At 38.6% G+C, this 24,310-nt stretch carries 22 protein-coding genes and 1 pseudogene; 12 read left to right on the forward strand and 11 right to left on the reverse strand.

Annotated elements, in window-relative coordinates; genetic code table 11:
* Positions 1-6: 6 nt before the first annotated feature.
* The 3 genes and pseudogenes from F7731_RS26850 to F7731_RS11730 all read right to left on the reverse strand — a co-directional run.
* Positions 7-201, reverse strand: a pseudogene (locus F7731_RS26850) (DUF2975 domain-containing protein); the annotation flags it as partial.
* Positions 202-454: 253 nt separating this feature from the next.
* Positions 455-673 carry a hypothetical protein gene (locus tag F7731_RS11725; protein ID WP_151534965.1) on the reverse strand — a complete coding sequence of 73 codons (219 nt, stop codon included), beginning with the start codon at positions 671-673 and terminating at the stop codon, positions 455-457.
* A 347-nt stretch (positions 674-1,020) separates the two neighbouring features.
* Positions 1,021-1,242: a DUF5342 family protein gene (locus tag F7731_RS11730; protein ID WP_151534966.1), complete on the reverse strand. Its 222-nt coding sequence runs from the start codon at positions 1,240-1,242 to the stop codon at positions 1,021-1,023.
* A 443-nt stretch (positions 1,243-1,685) separates the two neighbouring features.
* Here F7731_RS11730 and F7731_RS11735 point away from each other — a divergent pair, with 443 nt between their 5' ends.
* The 3 genes from F7731_RS11735 (at position 1,686) to F7731_RS11745 (ending at position 5,294) form a co-directional block, all read left to right on the forward strand.
* Complete coding sequence (locus tag F7731_RS11735) at positions 1,686-3,749, forward strand: DUF4179 domain-containing protein (protein ID WP_246197193.1); 2,064 nt, start codon at positions 1,686-1,688, stop codon at positions 3,747-3,749.
* 107 nt (positions 3,750-3,856) lie between these two features.
* Entirely contained in the window at positions 3,857-4,489 is a 633-nt protein-coding gene (locus F7731_RS11740) for a YdeI/OmpD-associated family protein (RefSeq protein WP_151534968.1), read from the forward strand.
* 415 nt (positions 4,490-4,904) lie between these two features.
* Positions 4,905-5,294 (forward strand): cupredoxin domain-containing protein, encoded by a 390-nt coding sequence (locus F7731_RS11745; RefSeq protein ID WP_151534969.1) that lies wholly within the window; start codon positions 4,905-4,907, stop codon positions 5,292-5,294.
* 116 nt (positions 5,295-5,410) lie between these two features.
* Here F7731_RS11745 and F7731_RS11750 read toward each other — a convergent pair whose 3' ends face one another.
* Positions 5,411-6,841: a PQQ-dependent sugar dehydrogenase gene (locus F7731_RS11750; RefSeq protein ID WP_151534970.1), complete on the reverse strand. Its 1,431-nt coding sequence runs from the start codon at positions 6,839-6,841 to the stop codon at positions 5,411-5,413.
* A 355-nt stretch (positions 6,842-7,196) separates the two neighbouring features.
* On the opposite strand from F7731_RS11750, the gene F7731_RS11755 reads away from it, so the two are divergent.
* Entirely contained in the window at positions 7,197-7,763 is a 567-nt protein-coding gene (locus F7731_RS11755) for a hypothetical protein (protein ID WP_151534971.1), read from the forward strand.
* 129 nt (positions 7,764-7,892) lie between these two features.
* Here F7731_RS11755 and pcp read toward each other — a convergent pair whose 3' ends face one another.
* From pcp to F7731_RS11775, 4 genes are all read right to left on the reverse strand, one after another.
* Positions 7,893-8,540 (reverse strand): pyroglutamyl-peptidase I, encoded by a 648-nt coding sequence (gene pcp, locus F7731_RS11760; RefSeq protein ID WP_151534972.1) that lies wholly within the window; start codon positions 8,538-8,540, stop codon positions 7,893-7,895.
* A gap of 3 nt (positions 8,541-8,543) precedes the next feature.
* Entirely contained in the window at positions 8,544-9,506 is a 963-nt protein-coding gene (locus tag F7731_RS11765; RefSeq protein ID WP_151534973.1) for a DUF979 domain-containing protein, read from the reverse strand.
* Positions 9,503-10,192, reverse strand: a complete 690-nt coding sequence (locus F7731_RS11770; RefSeq protein ID WP_151534974.1) for a DUF969 domain-containing protein — start codon at positions 10,190-10,192, stop codon at positions 9,503-9,505. Before F7731_RS11770 ends, F7731_RS11765 begins: the two co-directional genes overlap by 4 nt.
* Positions 10,193-10,605: 413 nt before the next feature.
* The gene (locus tag F7731_RS11775) at positions 10,606-12,075 is read right to left on the reverse strand and encodes a S8 family serine peptidase (RefSeq protein WP_151534975.1); all 1,470 of its coding nucleotides are present in this window, start codon (positions 12,073-12,075) and stop codon (positions 10,606-10,608) included.
* Between the two features lie 550 nt (positions 12,076-12,625).
* On the opposite strand from F7731_RS11775, the gene F7731_RS11780 reads away from it, so the two are divergent.
* The 8 genes from F7731_RS11780 to F7731_RS11815 all read left to right on the forward strand — a co-directional run bounded on the left by F7731_RS11780 (position 12,626) and on the right by F7731_RS11815 (position 20,122).
* Entirely contained in the window at positions 12,626-13,840 is a 1,215-nt protein-coding gene (locus F7731_RS11780) for a M14 family zinc carboxypeptidase (RefSeq protein WP_151534976.1), read from the forward strand.
* 505 nt (positions 13,841-14,345) lie between these two features.
* Positions 14,346-15,230, forward strand: coding sequence for a DnaD domain-containing protein (locus F7731_RS11785; protein ID WP_151534977.1), 885 nt, complete (start codon positions 14,346-14,348; stop codon positions 15,228-15,230).
* Entirely contained in the window at positions 15,227-16,468 is a 1,242-nt protein-coding gene (locus F7731_RS11790; protein WP_151534978.1) for a replicative DNA helicase, read from the forward strand. The genes F7731_RS11785 and F7731_RS11790 overlap by 4 nt, the downstream gene beginning before the upstream one ends.
* Positions 16,455-16,871 carry a hypothetical protein gene (locus F7731_RS11795; RefSeq protein WP_151534979.1) on the forward strand — a complete coding sequence of 139 codons (417 nt, stop codon included), beginning with the start codon at positions 16,455-16,457 and terminating at the stop codon, positions 16,869-16,871. Before F7731_RS11790 ends, F7731_RS11795 begins: the two co-directional genes overlap by 14 nt.
* Before the next feature lie 235 nt (positions 16,872-17,106).
* Complete coding sequence (locus F7731_RS11800; RefSeq protein ID WP_170289691.1) at positions 17,107-18,066, forward strand: copper amine oxidase N-terminal domain-containing protein; 960 nt, start codon at positions 17,107-17,109, stop codon at positions 18,064-18,066.
* Positions 18,067-18,174: 108 nt separating this feature from the next.
* On the forward strand, positions 18,175-18,306 hold the full coding sequence (locus F7731_RS27285) for a DnaB-like helicase C-terminal domain-containing protein (RefSeq protein WP_151534981.1): 132 nt from the start codon (positions 18,175-18,177) through the stop codon (positions 18,304-18,306).
* A 188-nt stretch (positions 18,307-18,494) separates the two neighbouring features.
* The gene (locus F7731_RS11810) at positions 18,495-18,884 is read left to right on the forward strand and encodes an OsmC family protein (protein ID WP_151534982.1); all 390 of its coding nucleotides are present in this window, start codon (positions 18,495-18,497) and stop codon (positions 18,882-18,884) included.
* A 416-nt stretch (positions 18,885-19,300) separates the two neighbouring features.
* Complete coding sequence (locus tag F7731_RS11815) at positions 19,301-20,122, forward strand: aspartate dehydrogenase (RefSeq protein ID WP_170289692.1); 822 nt, start codon at positions 19,301-19,303, stop codon at positions 20,120-20,122.
* 108 nt (positions 20,123-20,230) lie between these two features.
* Here F7731_RS11815 and F7731_RS11820 read toward each other — a convergent pair whose 3' ends face one another.
* Genes F7731_RS11820 through F7731_RS11830 form a run of 3 tightly spaced genes read right to left on the reverse strand, consistent with a single transcriptional unit; the run spans position 20,231 to position 24,194 of the window.
* The gene (locus tag F7731_RS11820) at positions 20,231-21,541 is read right to left on the reverse strand and encodes a cyanophycinase (protein WP_170289693.1); all 1,311 of its coding nucleotides are present in this window, start codon (positions 21,539-21,541) and stop codon (positions 20,231-20,233) included.
* Positions 21,542-21,560: 19 nt separating this feature from the next.
* The gene (iadA, locus tag F7731_RS11825) at positions 21,561-22,733 is read right to left on the reverse strand and encodes a beta-aspartyl-peptidase (protein WP_151534985.1); all 1,173 of its coding nucleotides are present in this window, start codon (positions 22,731-22,733) and stop codon (positions 21,561-21,563) included.
* Positions 22,734-22,772: 39 nt separating this feature from the next.
* Entirely contained in the window at positions 22,773-24,194 is a 1,422-nt protein-coding gene (locus F7731_RS11830; RefSeq protein WP_151534986.1) for a YfcC family protein, read from the reverse strand.
* Between the last annotated feature and the right edge of the window lie 116 nt (positions 24,195-24,310).

A 24,310-nucleotide genomic window follows, 5' to 3' on the forward strand; every position in this document is an offset into this window, starting at 1 on the left:
ACCTCGTTATTCATTTTTTTGGTTTAATTCTAGGATGTTTTTTAATGGCTTTTGAAGTACGTCCACAATGGCTACGATGATACTTGTTGCCCAAATGCCCATTAGACTTAGTGATATTGGACCTGCTGCATCGTCACCTGTAACTTTAGCAAGCACGATTAAGCTTACTATTCCTAACAGAATGAGGAAAATGACTGTAAAGCAAACACCGCAATCCCAATCAGAAAAATAATTACCTTTAAGAAAGTGGTTGAACCTTGTTTAACATTCATTTAAAGCACATCACTGATTTAATGATAAAGTGACTTTAACACATAATTTATCGTTTTACAATAAACTAATATTGTTTTAAATTATATTATTATTGTTATTGATATATCTTTTTAATTTTTATGAAAATAAAAAGCATTTCATTACAAAGAAATGTTCTTACTTTAAGTTGTTAATTTTACAACTAGTTCAACAAAAAGTCTTTATCTTTTAAAAGATTAAGCAGAAACAAATCAACCACTTCGCTCTCACTGTATTGTGTATATTCCACATATGTTTTTACGATAGCTTGTACACGTTCCGATACAATCCAGTCTACATTGTCAGCATTGTTGTTTTTCGGCTTAATAAACTTCAATAATAATCGTCGTCCACAATCTAAAAATGACCGCTCAATTAACACCCCTTTTTAACACACCTTTTCGAGGCTGTCTGCCGTCCAGCAGATACTTGCTAATTAGTATGTTAATTGGTATGTTAATTTGATTGTTAAAACTGCAATAACCCTTTTATATCAATAAAAAAAACAGTACCAATTCTGATGCGAATTGTACTGCTAATTGTTTTGTTTTTTTGAGTTTTGTACTTCAAAACCGAACCCGTTAATTTATTTGGAAGCGTTTTTTAAAAAAGACCATTTAATACAATCCTTGGTTGTCAATGCTAATAATTTCAAAAATACAAAAGAAAGTATCGATAATCGATACTTTCTTTTGTTATTCAATCAATTATAACGAAGGGGAATGTATTTTAATGCAATAATTGTGCTTTCATTTTTTTATGAACTTGAGATTCGATTTTGTCAAAATGTTTTTCCTTAAGGGAATTTAAAGGTTGTGGATTAAACCACATAATCTCTCCATTATGATAAAGACCTTTAAAATCTTTGCCTTTATAATTTAATACGAACTGATATCTTTCAGAGAATTGGCTTTTAAATAATGTTTTTTCGATATTAAAATAAGTTAACAAAGTAAACAACCTCCTAAATTATGTTTATGTTTATAAATATTTAATTAATGTTTATGTTTATATATATTTATTTAATTTTTATAAGTTATTATCGTGTTCCTTGATTCAAATAATAGACTCCTTAAATGAGACAAACATGATAAGAACATTAAAATTTGGTGAGATGATAGGGTAAGAACAATTTAATCTCACTCTGAAAATAATTATATCCGCCAGTTAAAGCAGTAATATAGATGGAAGCGGCTTTTATTAGGTAGATACTAGAAACATAGACTTACGAACGAATAAGAAATTTGATATTCTATATAAATGAACCAATATTTATAATAATTGTAATTTATTGATAAAAGAGATTTGTTTTCATGGAATAACGATGAAATCCCAAATTTGTGAAACAAGTATCATCAACAAGGTGAATTATGTCCAAAAAGGGGGACGTGCTTATGATTCCAGCAAAAATAGATCCCATTTCTACGACTACAATAAGAGAAAAAGGCGTGGAATCCATCGTCGATTGGTTCGATCAGCATCAACAATCGTTTTATACACTTGGTTGGTGTTATCTGAGTAATCAGGAGCAAATGGAAGAGCTTTTTTACCGGTCCATTATTCAAGTCCAAAAGGAATGGCCTCGATTGAAAGGTAAAGCAGCATTCGAAACGTGGGTCACATCCATTTTCATCCATAACTGCCGAGAGCTTTCTCGTGATAGAAGTTTACCGGCCTCGGAAGAAAGTGAACCACGTCAAGGGGTATTTAAAGCACTTGATCAATTGCAACAGGACGAGAAAGATGCGATGGTCCTAACATATGTACAAGGATTCTCTCGGGAGGACGCAGCACATCTTCTCCAAGTTTCAGTGGGAAAGATGAAAGAGCTTTTGTTTTCCGGAATTCAGTCAATAAGAAATGAAATGTGGTCTGGAACAACCTTTCATGGCTGCAGGGAGTATCAAAAGGATTACCTCGATTACTTAGAAAGAACGATGGATCGGTCGAAAAAGATTGATTTAGAAGTACATATTTATCATTGCCAAGAATGTCAGGAGGATTTGGCGACCTTTCAGGAAGTCATGTTAACTATGTTGGATCTTCCTAATAATATTGAAGATGTGCCTGTGCTGGCTCGTTTCATGGAGAAAATTAAAGATAGGCTGAAAGAAAAGGAGAGGCATAAGCAAAAGCAGAACAAGAAACGTAAAAAAGTCAGAATTGCATTTGCTAGTGTTTTCGTATTATTGGTGGGGATCGGTTACTTTGCAGGGGCGTTTACGTACCTCTACTATGGATGGACAGAAGAAGATCCGCAATTGCGTGCCTTTCTACAGCAGGGCTATGGTCAAAGGCTGAACCTGGAAGCCGAAAGCGATGGGGTAAAAGTAAAGATTAAAAGTGTCATTGCTGATGATTTGCAGACTCTTGTTTATTATGAAATTGAAGATATAAATGAAGACAGCCAATATATGGTGGGCTATGGTGATGGAGTTTATGTAGAGAATGAATATGAAATTATGAACTATGAGACATATCCAACCTATTATCTTCCTGACCTAGAATCAGAATTAAATAATAAAGAAAAGAATGTGTTTCAAGGGAAGATGGGTTTAAGGCCACTTAAAAAGGATAATGGGACAATCAAACTCAAGATTACGAAGCTTCATAGATTGATTCGTGATTCATCTGAGCAGAGTCGGTATTGGGGTTTGGGGGATATTGAAATTAAAACAGGGGAGTGGAACTTCGAGATACCTGTAACAAAACAGCCTTCCATCGAATATGCATTGGGTGAAGAAACAGAAATAGAGGGGATTCCGGTTCGATTTGATAAACTAATCATTGCTCCTACTGCGACGATTCTTCAATTTGGTATTAATCATGAAAAGCCAGAGAAGCGAATAGAATTTCTTAATTTTAACAATCTAGAAGTGAACAATAACAAAGTGAAAGCACAAATGTATGGCAGCTCTTTTGTTGATTCACAGCAAGACATGAATTGGAATACTTTTCAAACAAACTTTGACCCTCTTTTTGGAGAAAAACCAGAAGAGGTTAACATTCAATTTGAATCTGCTTATTTAGCATTTGAAGACAAAAAAACCATCGAATTGGATGATACCCGAGAATATCCTCAAACTTTCGAATATGCAGGCAGCACAATCTCCATAGAAAAGCTGGAAGTTGGACAGTCTTTCGATATTGTCATAAGCAATCATGAAATTATGAATCGAGCATATGAATTGCTTCACTTCAATATTGTTAGTGAGGATGAAAAGGTACCTAGTGGAATGGAAATGAATTCTGAGGGCGTGCTCGTTGATAAAAACGGGGTAGAATACGCTATGAATAAAGCCCCTTTCTCATATGAAGAAATCGAACAGCCTCGTTATTTCCAAACTGTTCAAAGCATTCGGTTCCACAATAACGATGCGATCCCTAAAAATCTAGAGATTTATGGATATAATACAACGAGATATTTAGATGATGTTGTGAAGATTTCTTTGGAATAACAGGTGAAGCAGGGATTAAGTAAAGGCAAAAAGCGACAGAAAGAATTGGCGAAATTGATCATCTTTCTTGACTGTTAGCTGATCGAAAATTGAAGAGGGGTTCCTTTATGACAAATAATATAATGAATTCTAAAGTGGATAAATATTTAGCTGAGGGCTGCTGGCGTTGCCCACTAGGAGGTACTCTCGACTGTAAAGTCCACAAATGGCCGGAAGAATTAGAGAAATTACGAATGATCGTCCTTGACTGCGGACTGACAGAAGAAGTGAAATGGGGAGTTCCTTGTTACACATTTCAGAAAAGTAATGTAGCTATAGTAAGTGCATTTAACGAATACTGTTCGCTTAGTTTTTTCAAAGGTGCCCTGTTAAAAGATGCCTATAATATTCTAGAAAAACCTGGGGAGAATACGCAGGCGGCACGTCTAGTTCGGTTCACCAATGTTCAGAAAATAGTTGAGCTTGAACCTGTCTTGAAAGACTATATTAATGAAGCCATTGAAGTAGAAAAGGCCGGTTTGAAAGTGAATGTTAAAAAGAATCCAGAACCAATTCCTGAAGAACTTCAAAATAAATTCGATGAAATCCCTGCCTTGAAAACTGCTTTTGAGGCGTTGACACCGGGACGGCAAAGAGCATACATTCTTTATTTTTCTCAAGCCAAACAATCCAAAACTCGGGTGTCAAGGATTGAAAAACATATGCAGCAAATTCTTAATGGACAGGGATTAAATGATTAGTCTATTCGATGGGAAAATCAATTAAACAAACTTTAAGAAATTAGCTCACTTTGTCTTAATTGAATAAGAACGGATTCCAGAAGATCGTCATTTGAGACGATCTTTTTTCTTGCACGTTAAGAAAGTATAAATTGTCTGCGAAGAAGTTGATTCGACGCAGGCGCCAATTTTAGGAATTAAGTACGACGGACAGGATGTCCTAGTCGGGCGAATGCCACAGGACGTGGCTTTCATGAGCGCGATAAGTGCAACTACGCCTCTGTCTTCGCCTTTCCAAGGCTCGCCAATCGGCGAGTTTTCTTTATCACTGTTTCAGATAAAAGAGTTCCTATTTGAAAGCACGTTGGAACCCAATTCATAGTGATAATATTTTATGAATTGGAAAAAATACTGTATAGGAAAGGAGGGCTTGCGAATGTTTGTGAAAAAGGGATTAACAGGATTAGTAGTTTTGCTTGCGATGATTGTGGTTGTAAACACTGCAGGATCATTTGGCGTATTTGCCGAATCCGGTGTCGTAACACAACCTATGGAGACAGTGAAAGATATTGAGGTCGTGTTGAACGATGATTATTTTAATCCGGAAGTCATAACTATTTCCAATGAAAGAACGACAACATTGATATTGAAAAACAAAGGTCAGAAAGAACACACCTTCACGGTGGAAAAGCTCGGAATTGACGTCGAAGTCCAGCCGGGAAAAGAAAAAACCATTACCGTGAAACCGAAAAAGCCAGGTACATATGAACTGATCTGTCGGTACCATTTCAATGAAGGAATGATTGGAAAAGTAATAGTCAAATAACAAGCAGGGCCAATCGGGCCTTGCTTGTTAATAGGCAAAAATCGTAACTTGCTTATTAATAATGTTATGAAAAGGTCTATCGGCAGTAATGTATCGTAGGTATGAAAGTGATTTAATCATGGAACAATTTCAAAAACAGTACCTTGGTTAAAATCAGTTACTTTCATTGAGCCATAAACCCCTAAGTATAGTCTCGTTTGATCCGTATTCGTTCCCAAACTAACATAATAAGCCGACCCGGACCCAAAATCATAATTGGTTTCAATCACACTAAAATTATTTAATTTGCCATCTGATCTTACTCTGGTATAAGCTAAAACCCCTCTAACAGGAGACCCGGATTCTTCTTTTCGGGCAAGATCGGTAAACACAACGCTTCCTGTTAACGCGGGGATTCCATTCCCCATAAAAGCTTGCACTCCTGTAAGTGCCGTTCCACCAAACTTATCGGGGCGGGGATCTTTATGAAAATAACTAGTTAGAGGCGGAAGACGCTTCACAGAAGTTATTATTGCTTCATTGTAATATGCAATTGTTTTCTCATCCGAATTCTGATTTGCAGAGCAGCCCCTTATAATCGAAGTAGGAAAAGCGCCTTCCCACCCCCTCCAGCCAAAGTTAATAAATCCTTCTTGGTCAGGTTCGGAATTCATTAAAGAAGCTTGAACAAGCTGAGTCACCGGTATTGGTTTATAATGAACAAATGAAAAAATCGACTCTACCAAATCCTGTCCGACATTTCCCACATATTTGATATACTGATTATGAAACCTTTGAAATGAAATGCCCGGTATATTTCGAACCCCTTTGGCAATTACCGTAAGCGTCTCCTGAATAGGTGCGGGAAGTTCATTAAAACGTGTGACAACGGGTGGATGATTGATAAATGTATCCTTTGCTACGTCAATCTCAATGATTTTACCGGCTATTTCCATAATATCCTGGCTTAAATTAAATGGATCATAGCCTGCTCCACCATCTCCGGTTGTTAAAACAAGTTTTCCTGTTTCAGGTGAAAAGTTTAAGCTATTGACACCATTATGATTAAAAAATGGTCTTCTTAAGTTAAGTAATGTCCGTCGTTTTTGCGGTTGGCCATTCGATTGTAAAATCCATTCTTCAACTGTATCAATATGATTATATTGAGTTTCTCTATTTATCCACTTTAGGTTTAAGGTTCCGGGGTCACACGGGTCAGGTTTAAAATGTTTAGAAAGAGCACCTGGACCTTGTGTTCCAGCTACTGAATAATGAAGGTAAAATAGCCCGTTATAAGTAAATTCGGGATGAAACGCCAGCCCCAGCAATCCCCGTTCATCATATCCTGCACCAGAAACCCCTGGTTCAGAAGTACCTAGCTTTATGATTTGCGGGCGAATATCTAAAAAAGTCTTTATAGCCCCATTTCCTATGTAAAAGATCTCTCCCACCTGAGTGGCAATAAATAATCTTTCAATGGAGTCACCCGGAAGTATGGCTGTTTTTAAAACAGTGGGTAAGTTTAATTTGCTTACAAGGGGCCGTAATCTAACCTTAACTTTTACCAACTAACATTACACTCCTTCATATTGTTTTTATCGCGGATTAACGGGCAGTAAGCTTCCCACCTCAAAACTTTAGATACATCGGAGAAGTTTAGGTGGGAGATCAACTGCCCGTAAAGGCCCGACGACGGACAGGATGTCCTAGTCAGGCGAAAGCCACAGGACAAGGAATACTACGGCAGCGATACATCGCATGACCAAAAGCAGGGCTTTTGGGAGGACGTGGCGCTTTGAGCGTGATAAGTTCAACTAACATTCAGTGGCCACTGAATGAAGTTTCACTAATAAGAATATGATTAGAGCGGTTCTAATAGTATCAAATTAGGGACGGGAAATGTAAAAAGTGAAGGAGGAACTCATGAATTGGTTTAGTATTTTATCACCTGAATCATACAGGCTCCACTATTATTTTAAAACGTTCTCTTACTCTAAAAAGCTCGTATTAGCCGCGCTTTTTTCTGCACTTGCAGCTATCCTGCAGTCAACCGGAAACTTTCTCCCAGGGATCGGTTATTTAATCAGTCCTTTTGCCACTCTCCCAATCTTGATTTGTACCATTATATCTATTCCCTTTGGGCTTCAAAGTTACATATTAACGTTTCTTTTACTGATTCTGATCCAACCTGGCGAATCTTTTGTTTTCCCATTTACAACAGGGATCGTAGGTTTAGGAATTGGAATAGCTCTTCTTACTTTAAAAAGACGAATTGGCATTATAGTTTTTACCTCTATATTATTAACGGGTGGAATCTGTTTCCTTCTATATTTTTTTCATTTCCCTGTTTTAGGACCAATCGCCAGTACATCTCCTTCATTAAAGGTCATAGGATTTATTTATATTTTTTCTTTTATATATAGCTGGATATGGGGTGAATTAAGCAGGCTTATCTTTAAGAAATGGTATAAATTGATGGGAGATAGGTAAGCAAGTTTGAAATTTGGGGGCTATTCCCATAGTCCGGTAAAGTTTTCCCGAGCTGGGGGACTGGCACTTTTTATTATGATTTTAATCATGTAAAAACGCTTGGATTTATAGATCCAAGCGTTTTGTATGTTAATGTGTTGTACCGCCGATTACTTTTATATCTTCTCTTTCATTGGCTGCAACGATAGCAGCAGCTTTTAAGCCTTGTACAATCGTATCTAAACTTAAAGAAGGTGCTCCGTTATCAGTTGCTTGCTCAGGGATATAGGGAATATGGATAAACCCACCACGAACTGTAGGAGCATTACTGGTTAAATAGTGCATGAGCCCATAAAATATGTGATTACAAACGAAGGTTCCTGCTGTATTAGAGACTGCTGCTGGCACACCAGCTTTTTTCATTGCAAGTACCATATGTTTAACGGGTAAGGTGGTAAAGTAAGCTGCAGGTCCATCCGCGTAAACCGGTTCATCGATTGGTTGGTTCTGTTGATTATCAGGTATGCGGGCATCATCAATATTAATAGCAATCCGTTCAGGAGTGACTTGTGTCCGCCCTCCCGCTTGACCAACACAGATGACTACATCCGGCTGATGCTTTTCAATCGCTGTGATTACTACTTCAATCGATTTATGAAAGACAGTAGGTACCTCTTGTGCAATGATTTCTACATCATCAACAACGATTCCGTCCAATTGTTTGACAGCCTCCAGTGCTGGATTTACTGTATCCTTTCCAAATGGATCAAAGCCTGTTATTAACACTTTTTTTCCCATCTGTTATACCTCCAATTTAACTAGAAAATACATGAGTACGATATTAAATGCGAGCACACATAAAGCTGTAGGAATTTGAATACGAATCACATGGTTTTTATCTTTTAAATCTAATAATGCCGCAGGGACGATATTGAAGTTCGCAGCCATTGGTGTCATAAGTGTACCACAATAGCCGGCAAACATAGAGATGGCAGCAATATGATTTGGATTTGCGCCAAATTGATGAATCAAGAATGGCAATGCAATCCCAGCTGCCATGACTGGAAACGCTGCAAATGCATTTCCCATAATCATTGTAAATATCGCCATACCTAAACAGAATACTAACACAACCATGAATAAGTTATTTTCAGGAATGACCTTTGTTATGAAATCAGCGACAACCCCTCCAACTCCAGCTTGTGTAAAAATCGTTCCCAATGTGGCTAAAAGTTGCGGTAGTACGACTGCCCAGCCGATTGCTTCTAAAAGTCGTCGTGATTCTTTTACAGCTGTTACAGGTGTATTTTTTGTCATCACCATTGCCGTAATAATTGCGATGATACAGGCGATCCCTAGGGCAACTAAAGTTGGATTTGCCGGATCTAAAATGGCTAATGACCCAATATTTACACCTGCAAATCCTTTTGCTCCAATTACTGTGATGACGGGAATGAGAAGAGCAGGTATAAATAACTTTGAGCCTAGTCGTTTGCGACCTGATTCCTTTTCCTGATCCGTTGCCTCACCGTAAGAACCTTTGCGGAGGCCACCCATTCCTACAATGATAACCATGGCGAACACCATTAAACCGATATAAAATGGGGGTATCACTTTGCCGAATAAGATCGTAATGGAGTAAAGCAAATAGAATAAACCTGACAGATGTCTACGTGGGTTGGCTTTATCGGAGAATGTATAAATCGAGCAACATAATCCGATGATTCCCATAATAATATAAATAAATTCTACTGAAAAAATCATTTACTCACATCCTTTTTTGCTTGTGAACCTAGTTTGCGGTCAAGCCTTTTATCAAACATCCGGAGTCTGATTGAATGGACAATGAGGGCGAAAATAGCGGTTGGAAGTCCCCAAAGTGCCATCATAATGGGGTCAGATTCAATTCCATTTTGATCAAAGAAACCTTTCATTAATAAAATCGCTCCAACTGCAACGAAAATATCCTCACCAAAAAATAGTCCAATATTATCGGCCGCAGCTGCATGGGCACGGATTTCTTCACGTTCTTTTTCTGGAACTTCCCCATATTTTGCTTTTGCTGCTCCTTCAGCCATTGGCGCAAGTAGTGGACGAACAGTTTGTGGATGTCCACCAAGACTAAGCAAACCAAGTGCTGCACCTACTTCACGGGCAAATAGATAAATAGTGATAATCTTTCCAGCAGTAGCTGCTTTAATTTTTGAAACGAGATGTCCAGCCTGACTTTGCAAACCGCTTCTCTCCAAAAGCCCAATAACTGGTAATGTAACGATTAAAATCGACATATAACGATTCGTTGTGAATGCTTCACCAAACTGCGTAATAATGTCTATAATAGGTACTCCAGCGATCAAGCCAGTGACTAATCCAGATACCGTCACGACGACAAGTGGATTAAACTTTAATGCAAATCCGATGATAATTAAGGCAACACCAATTAATACCACGAAATAACAACTCCCTACTTTATTTGATATATAAATGATTATAAAAAAATATAAATTATTCTAACATAATATATTAGTAGCTGAAAAGATAGGAAATATGGTAAAAAGGCCATATTCAAATAGGAGGGCACTGAAAAACCTTCGATTTTCATGAGTTCACAACAGTACGTAATACTACAAATTTCCATTTAATAGCAATAAAAAAGTGGATAACCCTAGTGTTCATGGCACTGAGTTACCCACATGTAGTGTGATGATGTCTAACCTGAGTTAAAATATTGACCGAAAGGAAATTGGGAAAAAGAAGAAGTCGAAAGAGGATTAACTTCATAATGGATATGACTATAAATTGGAAGTATTCATAGTCTAATTCATTAATAAAACCGCTGAGTTTATACTCAACGGCCTTACTATTATTTTTTAGATTTTTCCTTTGATAAGAAATTATAAATGTTGGCTTCGCCTGCCCCGTATAATGGATCATTCCCGACTTTGCCAAAATCAATGGAACTTTGTCTAATGGCGGCTGCCACTTGGGAAGGATTATACTCAGGGTGAGCGGCTTTAATGACTCCAGCTACACCAGCGACTTTCGGTGCTGCCATGGAAGTTCCATGTAAATAGGAATAGCCATGCCATTGTCCGTCACTGAACTGTGTAGTTGCATTATTCCCACCTGCGACCGGATAAGTAGGGTAAGTAGACAATGTTCGATAAGTGTAATCACGTTTATCTAAATAGTTTCCGGCTGGGTTCTGACGATATAAACTATCATATAATGGACCATTATCGCCACCAGGACCGGCCACGTCGATGCCATTTCCGTAATTAGAGTAGAAGGCAATGCTCTTATTGGACCATTCATTTGAGGAAGATACAGTAATCACCCCTGGAATTTGGGCTGGTACGACACGAGATGGACCTTTAATGTCTAAACCGTAATTTTCCTTCCAATATGTCTGCATATCATGTAAATCACTCAAGTTTCTTGAGTCATTACCAGCAGACACCACAACAGTAACTCCTTTTTGTGTTGCGTACTGAACGGCACGGTGATAGGCTACCATTGAAGCAGAATCACCTTTCTCATCTAAGTTATGAGCCATCCAACGCCAGCCCCCAATTGACATATTAATCACCGCTACTCCATCGTTTGCAGCTTCTACAATTGCATCGGTAATCCATGCTTGTTGTGCTCCTCCGGTTGCTCCAAAAACACGGTATGCTCTGACTGTTAAATCTGGACCTACACCTTTAACTTTCCCGTTAGCTGCAATGGATCCAGCGACATGTGTACCGTGGCCATTTTGGTCCCAAGCATCTTTTGTACCTGGTACGAAGGTTTTCGAACCCGCTAAATCGGCATTTTCCTTCAAATCCGGATGGCTAAAGTCAATTCCTGTATCAATCACTGCTACAACCGTATCATGATTACCTTTATTTAAGTTATAAGAATCACCTTCATGTGTTAAACGCTGCATGTCCCATTGTTTATCCCAATAGCTTGCTGCGTTTGAATCTAAAGTGACTTTCTCCCCATTTGGGGTACCAGGAGTAAAATTCACGGCGTCATCCGGATCAGTTTCTAAGTATGCTTCAAGTTCTCTTCCAGCTGATTGAATGTTTGTATCTTGTTTCACCTTTGAAAGGAAGGTTGGATCTGCTGATGCTACCTCAATAATCCCAATTTCAGGTATAACTCTTTCAACAGCCCCTCCGGCCTTAGAGATTGTTTCTGAGAAATTACTAGGTAATTTCCCTTTATACGCTAATACATAATGCTCCTTTTCAGGTGCAGCCTTTGTTTTATTGGTTGGTAACCCAACGAGTAAAGAGAATGATAGAGCTGAACAAATAGATAGAACTGCTAGTTTCTTCTTCATTTAATATCCCCCTTATGATATGTAAAATATAAACAATATAATTATAAGCTATTAAATTTAATTTTTGGACAATATATCTGAAAATTTTAAATAATGCAACTAAATACCTAACTATAATTTTTCATCATTCAATTTCATAGCAATTATGTAGGCTCTTTTACTTATTACTAAAAGACTATGAATTTGTTAAATAAAAAAACCTCATCCTTTGTGCATTTGGTTATTTTTTAGTGGTATGTGAGCTTATTACTAGAAGGATATGGTCCTTATTATAAAATATGGGTATTTGTTTCTGTTTTTAATATATTTGCAGGTAGATTAAAATCTGTGTTGAATTTAACTCCTATATTCATTAAAGGAGGCAGTGTATGTTGATGAAGACATAAGAAGGGTATAGGTATCGCCATTTCTAGGGACGGAGAAAATTAGATTAAAATAGTTGAGAGTTCAAAGGCTTTAGAGCATAAAAAATCTAATTCATATCTTCCGGTTTTGTTGGCTCACCTTGGATTAACAGTAAATAAATTTAAAAAGGGGAGTACTGTAAACGGTGAAAAAAATTTGGAAAATGATATTGGCTTGTGTAGTTGTCTCTAATCTTTTTGTTTTTACTTCTCATGCTAAAACCGAACCAAATGGACCTTGGGTAACACCCGAACAAAAAGTAAGTCTTCAAAGAATGTACACTCCTGAAGAATTGGAAAAAGAGCTTAAGGATATTGAAGCTAGGTCTAAAGGAATGATGAAGCTGGAGGTAGCTGGTGTTACGCAAACCGGATACCCGATTTATGTTGCAAAGATTGGTGATAACGATCCACACAAAAAAGGAATCCTTATCCAATCGTCAATGCATGGAGATGAAGAACTAGGTGTCATTTCCTCAGTTGAATTAATTAAAACTTTAGCCACAGTTAATAGTAAAGAAGTTCAGAAGATGCGCGACAGCCTATCGGTATGGGTTGTTCCAATGTTAAATCCTGAAGGCATTGTAGGTAAAGTCGTAGATGGTAAGCGTAAACCAAGTCGTTACAACAAACAAGTTTGGAACCAAAGTGAGTTTGGTTTAGAGGCATCAACGGTCCCACCTTGGTATTACCGAAATCCTGGGTTTGACATTAACCGAGACTTTAATCCGGATTTAAATTTTGAATTAAATTCATCTACAGCTCATCTTTTGCCGGGACAATCGGTATCGGGATGGAGAGGGAGCGAGGGCTTTTTTGTAACTCCGGAATCTCGTGCGATGCGTGATCTATATAAAGCACTTGAACCAGAGTTATTTGTTGACCTTCATCACACATATCCAACCTATACAGTTTCTGAAGATAGTGATGAGATGTCCACCTTGGCCATTTTAAATGTACCGATAGCCGAAAAAGGGTATTATGATGCGAAAGGTGTGTTTTGGAAGGTAGATGATGAGGTATTAAATCTTTCAAAGCGGGTTGGTGCATTAGTATATCAAAAGCTCCAAAAAGGGCAATCACATTATGGTAATATCTCTCGTTATGAGGAATTGAATGTACCAGCGATGGCAATATCAACATTTGCTTTAAATGGGACACCAACCATGCTTTATGAAATTCGAGGCGGCTCTAACTATGATACGGGGCAAAAAGCAAGTGGAATGATGATTAAACAGACATATGAAGGACTTTATGAAACGTTAAAAGGATTTATTACAGGCGAAGTTTATCAGGCTGATCCTAAAGTGTATGATAATATCCCTGTATTCGGACCAGTCGTTAAAAATCCGCATAACTAATCTTGTGTTTCCTATGATGAAGAATCAGGCTTAAAATGGGTTTCTGTTCAAGGCTTTTATAATAAATAATATGATGGCAAGGAAAAAGACTAATGAGCTTTCGAAAAAAGTAGGATGGTAACTAGAATATAGGAACTGAAAAAGCAGATAGAGGCATGGTTTACACACTCTATCTGCTTTTTAATTTACCCTATCCAACGTTACGGTGAACCTCATCATAAGTAACAGTAAAATCTACGGGTATTTCAAATTATTTTATTCTCCCTTTCCTTCTCAAAACCTTGCGAAATTTGGAGCTCGTCTCTTTATTTCCCCCCTTAAAGCTGCCTAGTGAATAGATAAAATTCCAAACAAATTTTGACTAAATCGGAGTATAGGTAAAGTTCCTTTCGATACTCCTAAACAATTTTTCTCCCTTTTTTATAAAAAGTGCCCTTTTCTCGACCTAATCCATATATAACAGGTGAACGATTTTTGAAAGAGTTTTAAGAAAGGGAGAGAAACGATGGCAAAGTATCGCGTAGTTTACACTCAATTTTGGGATGATCCGAAGGTGGTGGAGGAAATGACACCGGAGGATAAGTATATCTTTCTTTATTTATTAACGAATAAAAATACGAGGCAAATTGGGGTTTACACGATCACGAAGAAGCAAATGGCGTTTGATACAGGGTATTCGCAAGAGACCATTCAAAGTATCTTAGAGCGCTTGATCGATAAGCACAAACTTGTGAAGTATAACCCTGAAACAAGGGAAATCGCGATTAAAAATTGGGGGAAATACAATTTTATTCGTGGCGGAAAACCGGTGGAAGATTGCGTGAGTGCTGAGTTAGAGAAGGTAAAAGACGTAAAGCTCATTCAGTATGTAGGAGAGCATATTAGAAATGGAAGGATGCGGGAGATATACGAGTCATATGTTGACTCTTCATTTGAGTTGTCCAAAAACGGGCCAGATGATCAACCGATTCGTGACGGTTTAGACGATACGTCCACGATACGGGGACAAAAAGAAAAACAAAAAGAAAAAGAAAAAGAAAAACAACTACTAGGTGGTCGGTGTGGTCAGGTGTTTGATTTTTATCAACAAAATTTTGGCATACTCTCGCCATTTATCGCTGAAGAAATTGGAGAATCTGTAGACGAATTTGGAGAACCACTCGTGATTGAAGCTATGAAAATATCTTTATCAGTCGGCAAACGAAATTGGCGGTATACATATGGGATTTTGAAAAGATGGCGTGACGAACAGGTGAAAACATTGGAAGATTTATGGGCGTTGGAGAGGGTGTTTGAACAGCAGAAAAAAGCCCTACCTATGACGGAAAGGTGTCCAAATGTACCAGGCATTTATCAGCATAATCCTTCAGAGGGGGAGGACCTGCCATGACTGTCGAAAAAGCGCTGCTTGGCTGTATGCTGAAAGAGAATTTTTACATAGGTGATAGTGTGATCCGGCCTGAACATTTTGAAGACCTTCGTCATCAAGCACTTTTTAGAGAAATGCGTCTTTTGCATGAAAAAGGCAGGATTGTTGACATTATTACGCTTACCACAACGGCAGATATGGAACCATTCGGAGGAATTTCCTATCTTTACGATTTACAATCATATGCCAATCCGAAAAAATTTGATGAGTATGAAGAGCTCCTTCTCGACCAATGGAAAGAGCGGGAGAAGCGAAATATTTTAACGCGTGCAAAAGAGGAGGATTGGGGAATCCAGCAAGTGATTCAGACGTTACATCTCATTGATGAAGCAAGAATGGATGACCATTTGTCCATTTCAACGGCATTGGCTGAGATTTATGAAGCACCATGGCAAGAAGGGGAGGAAACAAGAGGGATTCCTACGGGGATTAAGCGTTTGGATCAAATGACGAATGGCTTCCAAGCGGGTGAGCTCTCGGTCATTGCAGCAAGGCCATCCATGGGAAAAACAGATGTGATGCTCCATTTTGCCAAAGAAGCAGGCTGGCACGGATTTCTTCCCATTATTTTTTCACTCGAGATGCCTTCTCAAAGCTTGGTCCAAAGATTAATTGCCTCAACAGGGGGGATCAATCGCATAAAATTACGGAACCCGTTTCGTAGTCTTAGTTTAGAACAGAAGGAAGAATGGACAGACATTATCGGGCGTGTATCGAGGACAGATATGCAGATTTTTGATGGTGCCAGGCAAACAATCGCTGAGATGAGGGCGAAAACGAGAAAGCTGATTCATCAATTTCCTGACCAAAAACCGATCATTATGATTGATTATTTAACGTTAATTCGTCCAAAACAGGATTATGGCGGGAATATACATTTGCAAGTGACGGAAATTTCTCGGGATTTGAAGATGCTCGCCAAGGAAATGAACTGCCCCGTTATTTTGCTTGCACAATTAAATCGAGCGGTGGAGCAAAGGCAGAATAAGCGACCTTTAATGTCGGACATCCGTGAATCAGGGAGTGTCGAGCAAGATGCGGACGTCATCATTTTTCTCTACCGTGATACGTACTATGATCAGGCTTCTAACCAGAAACAGCTGGAGCTGATCATTTCAAAAAATCGCAATGGCCCAGTTGGTACCGTTTTTGCCAACTATAATCAATTTACGGGGAGAATTGACGATGTCAACGATTGAAACTCTATATGATGATGCTATTCGCTATGAAGAACATGTCCTGGCCCATTACATTTTGTGCTTAATTCAAGAGGGGAAAATTTCATTGGATGATGAGGAGTCTGTTTTATTCGAAGTTCAGCCTGATACTGTGAAACTGACAAAAATGATTGAGAATAATCATCTTGTTTTTTGCCAAATTCATATGTATGCCCTGAAGGTGGGGGAGCGGAAATGGGCTTTTATTTACGCCGTTAGCCCAGAAGAAGCGAAAACACATTTGTGGAAAATGACGGGGAGTAGGGCATTGAATTGTCGTGAAATGGCTCCGGATGAGGAGGTGTTGATCGGTAATCGTTTTCTAAATTTTCGGGAATGGAAGAAGGAACAGAAGGAGTTTCCTTGTTTGGTGGGGTATTGTTAAGGTGGTAGGGGTTCGTGATTGCCTTACGTTAAGGTTTTAACTTACAGGTGGAAGGGACTCCTGTTTATGAATTGGGGAATTCTACTTTATTAGATAAGATTCCTTCTTTTTCTATATTTAGATAGAAATTTTGTGGTACATTGATCCTGATATGATAGTTAAATTACATTAATGTTTGAAGCTATGATATTATCAAGTAATAAAATGGAAAATATGTGGGTAAGGAGTGGAAAAAGTGATTAAGAGATTGACTTTCGCATTAGTAGCCGTTTTTGCAATAACCATTTTCTTGGCGTCTAATAGTGCAAGTGCCAACGATGATATTAAGGTGTTTTTAAATAACGAAGAAGTAAAGTTGGATCAAAAACCTGTAATAAAGAATGGGCGGACGCTTGTTCCAATTCGTTTCGCAACTGAACGTCTCGGTGGAGAAGTGAATTGGGACCAGAAAGGGAAAGTAGTAACTATTAAAAACAATGGATATATTACTGCCTTACCAATTGGCCAAAAGACTGTGACTGTTTCACATATGGGTGAAGTAAACAAGATTCAATTAGATGTACCTGTTCAGTTAATAAATGGTAGGACTGTAGTTCCTTTAAGATTTGTGGGGGGAATTCTTGGAGTAGATGTTCGTTGGGATTTCCAATACAAAGATGTGTATTTGTCCAAGACAGGTATGAACTTAATACCATCAGATTTCGAAAAGAATATTTACAATAAAGAGTTGCGGAAAATTAAAGATTTTGGCAAGCCGACAGTCAATTATGAAAAATTCCTCGCTATGAATCTCGAAAAGGCAGATTCTATGGATAACAAATACCTATTTGCCCAAGAGCCTGAATTTGACTTTCGCGTAGACATTTACCACTTTAAAGATTTCCATAGAGGACTCTACGATTTTTCAAACAGTATAACAGTATTTAGTTATCCAACACGGGTAGTGTATTATGGAAACGATTTACCGAAATCAAGTTATCCGGGTGTTTCAGAGGAAAATTACGCAACGATTAAAGAAGGCATGACATATGAGGAAGTAATCAAGATATTCGGTGGACCAGGTGCAATGAATGAAAGAGGAAAGATGGCAGAGGGATACGTCTGGCTTTCACCTAAAAATGAAGGGACAGCGCAAATCTCCTTTATAAAAAAGGACAACTCTCTCCAAGTATCTTCAACTAAGTGGATAGATTAATAGTGACTGACATCAAGTATAGTACAAAAAATTAATAGATTTAAGTCAGGTGCCTGACCCCCAGTGCTGTAATACCTTAATACTGTGGGGGTCAGGCACTCTTTTTATATGGATCAATTGACGAACCGCTTTCAAGCGGGAGAGCTGGTGGTCATTACGGCTAGGCCATCGATGGGAAAATCACATGTGATGATGAGGATTCTGTTTTATTCGAAGTTCAGCCTGATCAAGCGAAACTAACCAAAATGATTGCAAATAATCATCTTGGATTTTGCCAGATTCATATGTATGCCCTAAAAGTGGGGGAGGCATCATTTCCTAAAGTTTGTAATATTATGAAAAGAGATTTACTATAGGAAACTAGAAAAGGATTTAGAAGTTTTTCGGTTTATCTACCAAAATAAAATAACTTTAAAGGAGTGTCTGGGATGATTTTTAATATGACTGAAAATGGTTTTGTAACAGAATGTGCCTATGGAGAACTTACTGTATCTGGTGATGACCAATACGGATTTCGCCCATATCAACTATTGGTTTCATCTATTGCCGTTTGTAGCGGAGGAGTTTTACGTAAAGTTTTAGAAAGAATGCGAATTTCCTTTCAAGATATTAAAGTGCAAGCCGAGGTAGAAAGAAATGAAAAGGAAGCGAATCGAATCGAAAAGATTCACCTCCATTTTGTGATTTTAGGAGAAGACTTAAATGAGACAAAAATAGAAAAAGCTTTAGTCGTCACTAGGAAAAATTGTGCCATGGTGCAATCTGTGAAAGATAGCATTGAAATTACTGAGTCCTTTGAAATAAAAGAGACAAAATAAAAACATGGTGTGTATTTTAGACAAGTCCCCCAGTTGGTAAGTGTTACCGAACTGGGGGACTTGTTCTACAACAACTTATATGCTGTAGGACGATTACTTATTTTTCTTGTTAACGGGACTTTTTCAGTGATTAAAGGGAACAGCAGAAGCGTCATGGTATTTCTTGTTCATCAAAAATTAAATTCCTGATTTAAGAAGGCACTTTTTTTCCTTTTCGGAGCTAAAAGTGTTTTTTTCTTTTTTAAGTGGTTTCCCCTTTTTTGTTAATCAGGGGACTACTTAATGGCGCACATGCTATCATAGTGGATATGGACTAATAATAGGAATTGAAATACATATGTAGCGATTTAAAAGGTAAAGGAGAACATTCATGTTTTCCTATGTTTTTAATTCAAAATCTTTTAGAGGTGATCATTATGAATGTGGCTATTATAGGGTGTGGAAATATCGCAACTTATGTTGTCAATTCAATTTTAAAAGGGGACATTAAAGGGTTAAGACTGCATTCGATTGTTGGCACGCCTCGCCGAACAGAATATTTAAAGGAAATTGCGGCTCATGCAGAATGTAATTGGACAACAGATGTTAGCAGTTTGAAATGGGAGGACATTGATTTAATTATTGAGGCTGCAGGACAAAAAGTGGTAAGGGATTATTTGCTTTCTTTTATTAATAGAGGCAAACATGTTTTGGTAATTAGTATTGGAGCATTAACTGATATAGACTTTTTCAAGACTGTTTATACAGCGGCAAAAAAATCTGGAAGCCAAATCTTACTCCCCTCTGGAGCCATCGGGGGACTTGATGCCATCAGAAATGCTGCAATGGGTGAATTAAGTTCAGTTGAATTAACAACAAAGAAACATCCTGACTCTTTAAAAAGCGCCCCTTATATAATGGAGAATGGAATTGACATGGATGATTTACAAGAGGATTATGAACTTTTTAGGGGAAATGCCCTAGATGCGGCAAAGGCATTTCCAGCGAATTTAAATGTTGCGGCTGCCTTAAGTCTCGCTGGTATTGGACCTGAACAAACAATGGTTAAAATCATTGCAAGTCCCCATATTGAAATGAACACTCATGAAATCAGGGCAACCGGAGATTTTGGGAACTTTTATTTTCAATTCGAAAACAAGCCTTCGCCTAGGAATATTAAATCTAGTTATCTTGTGAATTTAAGTGTTTTGAGGGTGCTGAGGGATTTTTGTGGAAATAGGGGTGTATTTTATAATTAGCTTTAATGATCAATAAAAAGAGTCCATTTTAGTTTAACGATGATGGGCTTTTTGACTCTAATCTATAACCCATAGGGTATAGATTAGAGTCTCTGTTGCAACGGTATTCTATTTATCTAATTGGATTTTGATTGTAATTGGTTCAACGTCCATTTGAACGTTTAATGCGGCGTATGATCCGACTTTGTCAATTCTGCCCCAGAACCCTTCTGTTTTGTTTGTTTTTCTAAAGGTAAATTTGAAGCCAATTCCTTTTTTGTCATCTTCCATGTCAAACCAAATGGCCTCTGCTTTTTTGGCCTCGTTATCGATGAGATCTTCAGTTAGCACCTTTTTTAATTTTTGCGCACCGAAGATATCGGTTGCCATTGGATTTTTACTATAGTATTCGATCCCTTTTGTCGTTTCGTGCTTTTTATTAAGTTCGAACGTACCGGCAGTTACGTTGAACCGGTCGCCTTTTTCCAAGTAGTGCATCGTTACATTGTTCATCGCAAAGCGCTTGCTCTTAGGCGTTTTCGCCTCCTGTAAATCGACGATTAATAAGCCGCTCTCACCAACAACTTCTATACTGTCATCCGCGCCGTAGTATACCATGGCAGAGTTTTCATCGATTCCAAAGCCATAACGTGTTTTATTATATTGAGTTGCCACGAGTAAACGTCCAAAACGACCGCGTTGGAGGAAATGCTGGTCAACGATTCCATGCGGAAAAAATCCGAAACCAGTTGTTAGAAACAGTTGATCGTTATCTACCTCTTGATCAAAGTTTTTAAGAAGATGAACCCCTTCAGTTAAGGCGCTGACGCTCGTTCCATTCGCAATCATCGGATTGCTCATAATCGCAGCACCTGCACTTGAACCGCCAAGGACCGCGCCGTTTTCGTATATTTTTCGAATGGCATTTAATACGACTGTATCTTTTCCATCTGGTGTCACTAACGTTTTAACATGGCGTAATTGGTCACCGCCGACAAACCAAATCGCGTCAACCTCTTCTATTTTTTTGGCAATCTCGGCACTATTCCCGTTATTCTTCCACGTAGATTCATCCACGTCCTTTGTCGAAGGGTCATCAATGACTGCGATTGGTGCCGTATAAACATTCTCTGCAGGGACACCGTACTGAATGAAATCTTCTTTATATGCATTAGCACTTCCAATCGGTTCAGCGCTAGCAGCAGGAATAATCGCAATCTTTACATCCTTTAGTGACTTTCCTTTATACTGTTGGGCTAAAGTTAAGTATTTCATGTAAACCGCCTCATTATCTGAATCTAGGGCACCACCAACAATGACGAGCGAACCAGCATTTTTAGATACATTTTTATTATTCTCAGCCGCTTCTACATCAAATGACGATATCGTTATGGCAAAAATCGTTAACACAAGAACACAAATAATGGATAATTTCCTCAATCTCAATCCCTCCAATTTTTTATTCAAATGTACCTTTTACAATTGGCACTTTATTTTCGACCATCACTTTCCCTTTGGCGATGACAGTGTCAATATCGAGCGTCTCTTTATCTAGTAGAACAATATCAGCATCTGTTCCTTCCTCAATGCGACCTTTGTATGAAAGCTTAAGCACATTCGCTGGATTTAATGTAATAACCTGAAGGGCCGTTTCTAATGAAATCCCCTCATTGATGACGGCATCTCTTGTTTCCTTATATAATGAGGAAACTTTTCCAACTTGAAGGCCAATTAATTCTCCATTTTTGTTAAAAGTCGGCAGACTGCCTTGGCCATCAGACGAAAAAGTAATATTCTCTAGCGGCACACCGGCATCAAGCATCTGCTTCAACCCTTCGCTACACTTCACTTCTCCTTCTTCAAAAAACTGTGGGACGGAACTCGTCGTTAAATCAACGTAACCACCGTTTTTGGCATACTCAATCCCGGCCATAAATAATTCTTCATTCCGATTAATATGGGTTGGGTGAAAGTGGGAAATAGGAATATTCGTCTTTTCAACGACTTCCTCGAGCAAAGCAAGCTTATCTGACCCATCACCGACATGAATTTCAACAAGGCCGGCCTTACCGGCTAAAATCCCGCCATTTCTGGCAGCGGCGGCAATTTTTGCAATTTCATCCACCGTTGGTTCCGATGACCGATGATCGGCAATGGCAATTTCGCCAACCCCGATAATTTTGTCAATAAAAATGAGATCTTCCTCGATTTTGTCTGTAATCGTTCTTACTGGCAACTGGTACGAGCCTGAATGAATAAAGCATGTCACACCTTCTTCTTCTAAGCCATTCGCTTTTGCAAGCAGGCTTTCCATTCGTCTCGTCGTCCCATCCGTACCAAGAAGTCCGACAACCGTCGTAATGCCTGCAGTGGTTAAATCACTTAACATCAACTCCGGCGTCCGGGTTTTAAAGCCGCCTTCGCCACCCCCCCCAATGATATGAACATGGGCATCAATAAATCCTGGAACAACGATTTTATCTGTAGCATCAATAACCGTAATCGGAACGAAATTATCGGGCTGTTCAATGGATTCTCTTACAAAACCGATTTTACTATCAACTAGCAATATATCTTTCTTGCCTAAATAATGAGGTGCATACACTTCCCCATTTTTAATTAAAGTAAGCACTATATTCTCCTCCTACGTTACACTCTAGATGTGCTCTTTTTAAAACGGACCATAATTGATAAAATGTGCGACAACAACTGCAATTAAGCCAATAACAAATTGGATGATCACTAACGGCAAGACCCACTTTGCCCATTTCGTCCATGGAATCCCAGCGATCGCTAACCCGGCCATTAAAGTACCGGCAGTTGGGAAAATAATATTTCCGATTCCATCAGCAAATGAGAAGGATAGAACAGCAGTCTGTCTTGTAATATCAAGTAAATCAGCGAGCGGTGTCATAATAGGCATTGTTAACATCGCGTGTCCGCTTCCAGATGCTAAAATAAAGTGAATCACCGTTTGGAAACTATACATACCGACAACACTGATCGTTCCCGGAACATGACTAATCGCTTCCGATACACCGTACAGCATCGGATCGACGATATGCCCTTGGTTTAAGACTACTAACGTCGCCCGTGATACCCCGATAATTAACGCACCGGTTATTAAAGCAGCGGACCCGCTCATAAAGTTTTTCACAAGATTATCAACAGAAAGTCTGCCAATGATGCCAATAACGATCGTTAAAATAATAAATAACGCCGCAATCTCAGAAAGGTACCACTCGTATTTGATTACTCCATAGGCCAGAACGACATAGGTTGTTAGAAATGCACCAAGAATTAATTTATGTTTTGTTGTCAATTGCACATTTGATTTCAGCAGCTCGTCGGCAACTGATTTGTCATAATTACCATAAAAACCTAATTCGGGGTTTCGTTTTACCTTCATCGCATAACGATAAACAAAAATCACAGAAACAAGATAAACAACAACAAACAAGATTAAGCGTAATCCAATCCCTGAGAATAATGGCAGTTCCGCGATCCCCTGGGCAATACCAACTGTAAATGGATTCATAACAGCTGTTGTAAAACCAGCAGCCGCACCAAGAAGCACAATCGCCATCCCCGTGATCGTGTCAAAACCAAGGGCAATGGCAAGCGGAATTAATAAAGGGATATAAGCTAGCCCCTCTTCAGCCATCCCCATTAATGAACCTCCAGCAGCAAAGAACAGCATCATAATTGGGATTAACAGCTTTTCCCGTTTCGCTAGTTTTTTCGCCATTGTAGCGATTAAGACATCAATAGTCCCAGTCGCTTTGAATACACCAAAAAATCCCCCAATGATTAAAACAAAGAAAATAATACCGCCGGCTTCCACCATCCCTTTATGAATGGCTTTCACCATATCGAATGGATTTACTGGTGAAGATTCCGTCCATTGAAATGAATCCGCCTCAACAACGGTTCTGCCATCTACTTCAACTCGGTTGTACTCCCCGGCTGGCAAAATCCACGTTAAAATCATCGCCACGACAACTACTCCGAATAGTAACGCAAAGGCATTGATTTGCACCGGCTTCTTTTTAGGCGCGGCTGCCGGTTCCACGTTCTTGCTCAATTGACTCATTAAACCATCTCCTTTTTAGACTTTTAATGAATGACACATAATTTATGTGCAATTATTGTGCCAGCTCGTGAGTTGTGCGGATTCTGAAAATTTAATTATTAAGGGCTTTATATTGG

Origin of the sequence: Cytobacillus depressus (genome assembly GCF_008923245.1) — a bacterium.
Lineage (GTDB): Bacteria > Bacillota > Bacilli > Bacillales > Cytobacillaceae > Cytobacillus > Cytobacillus depressus.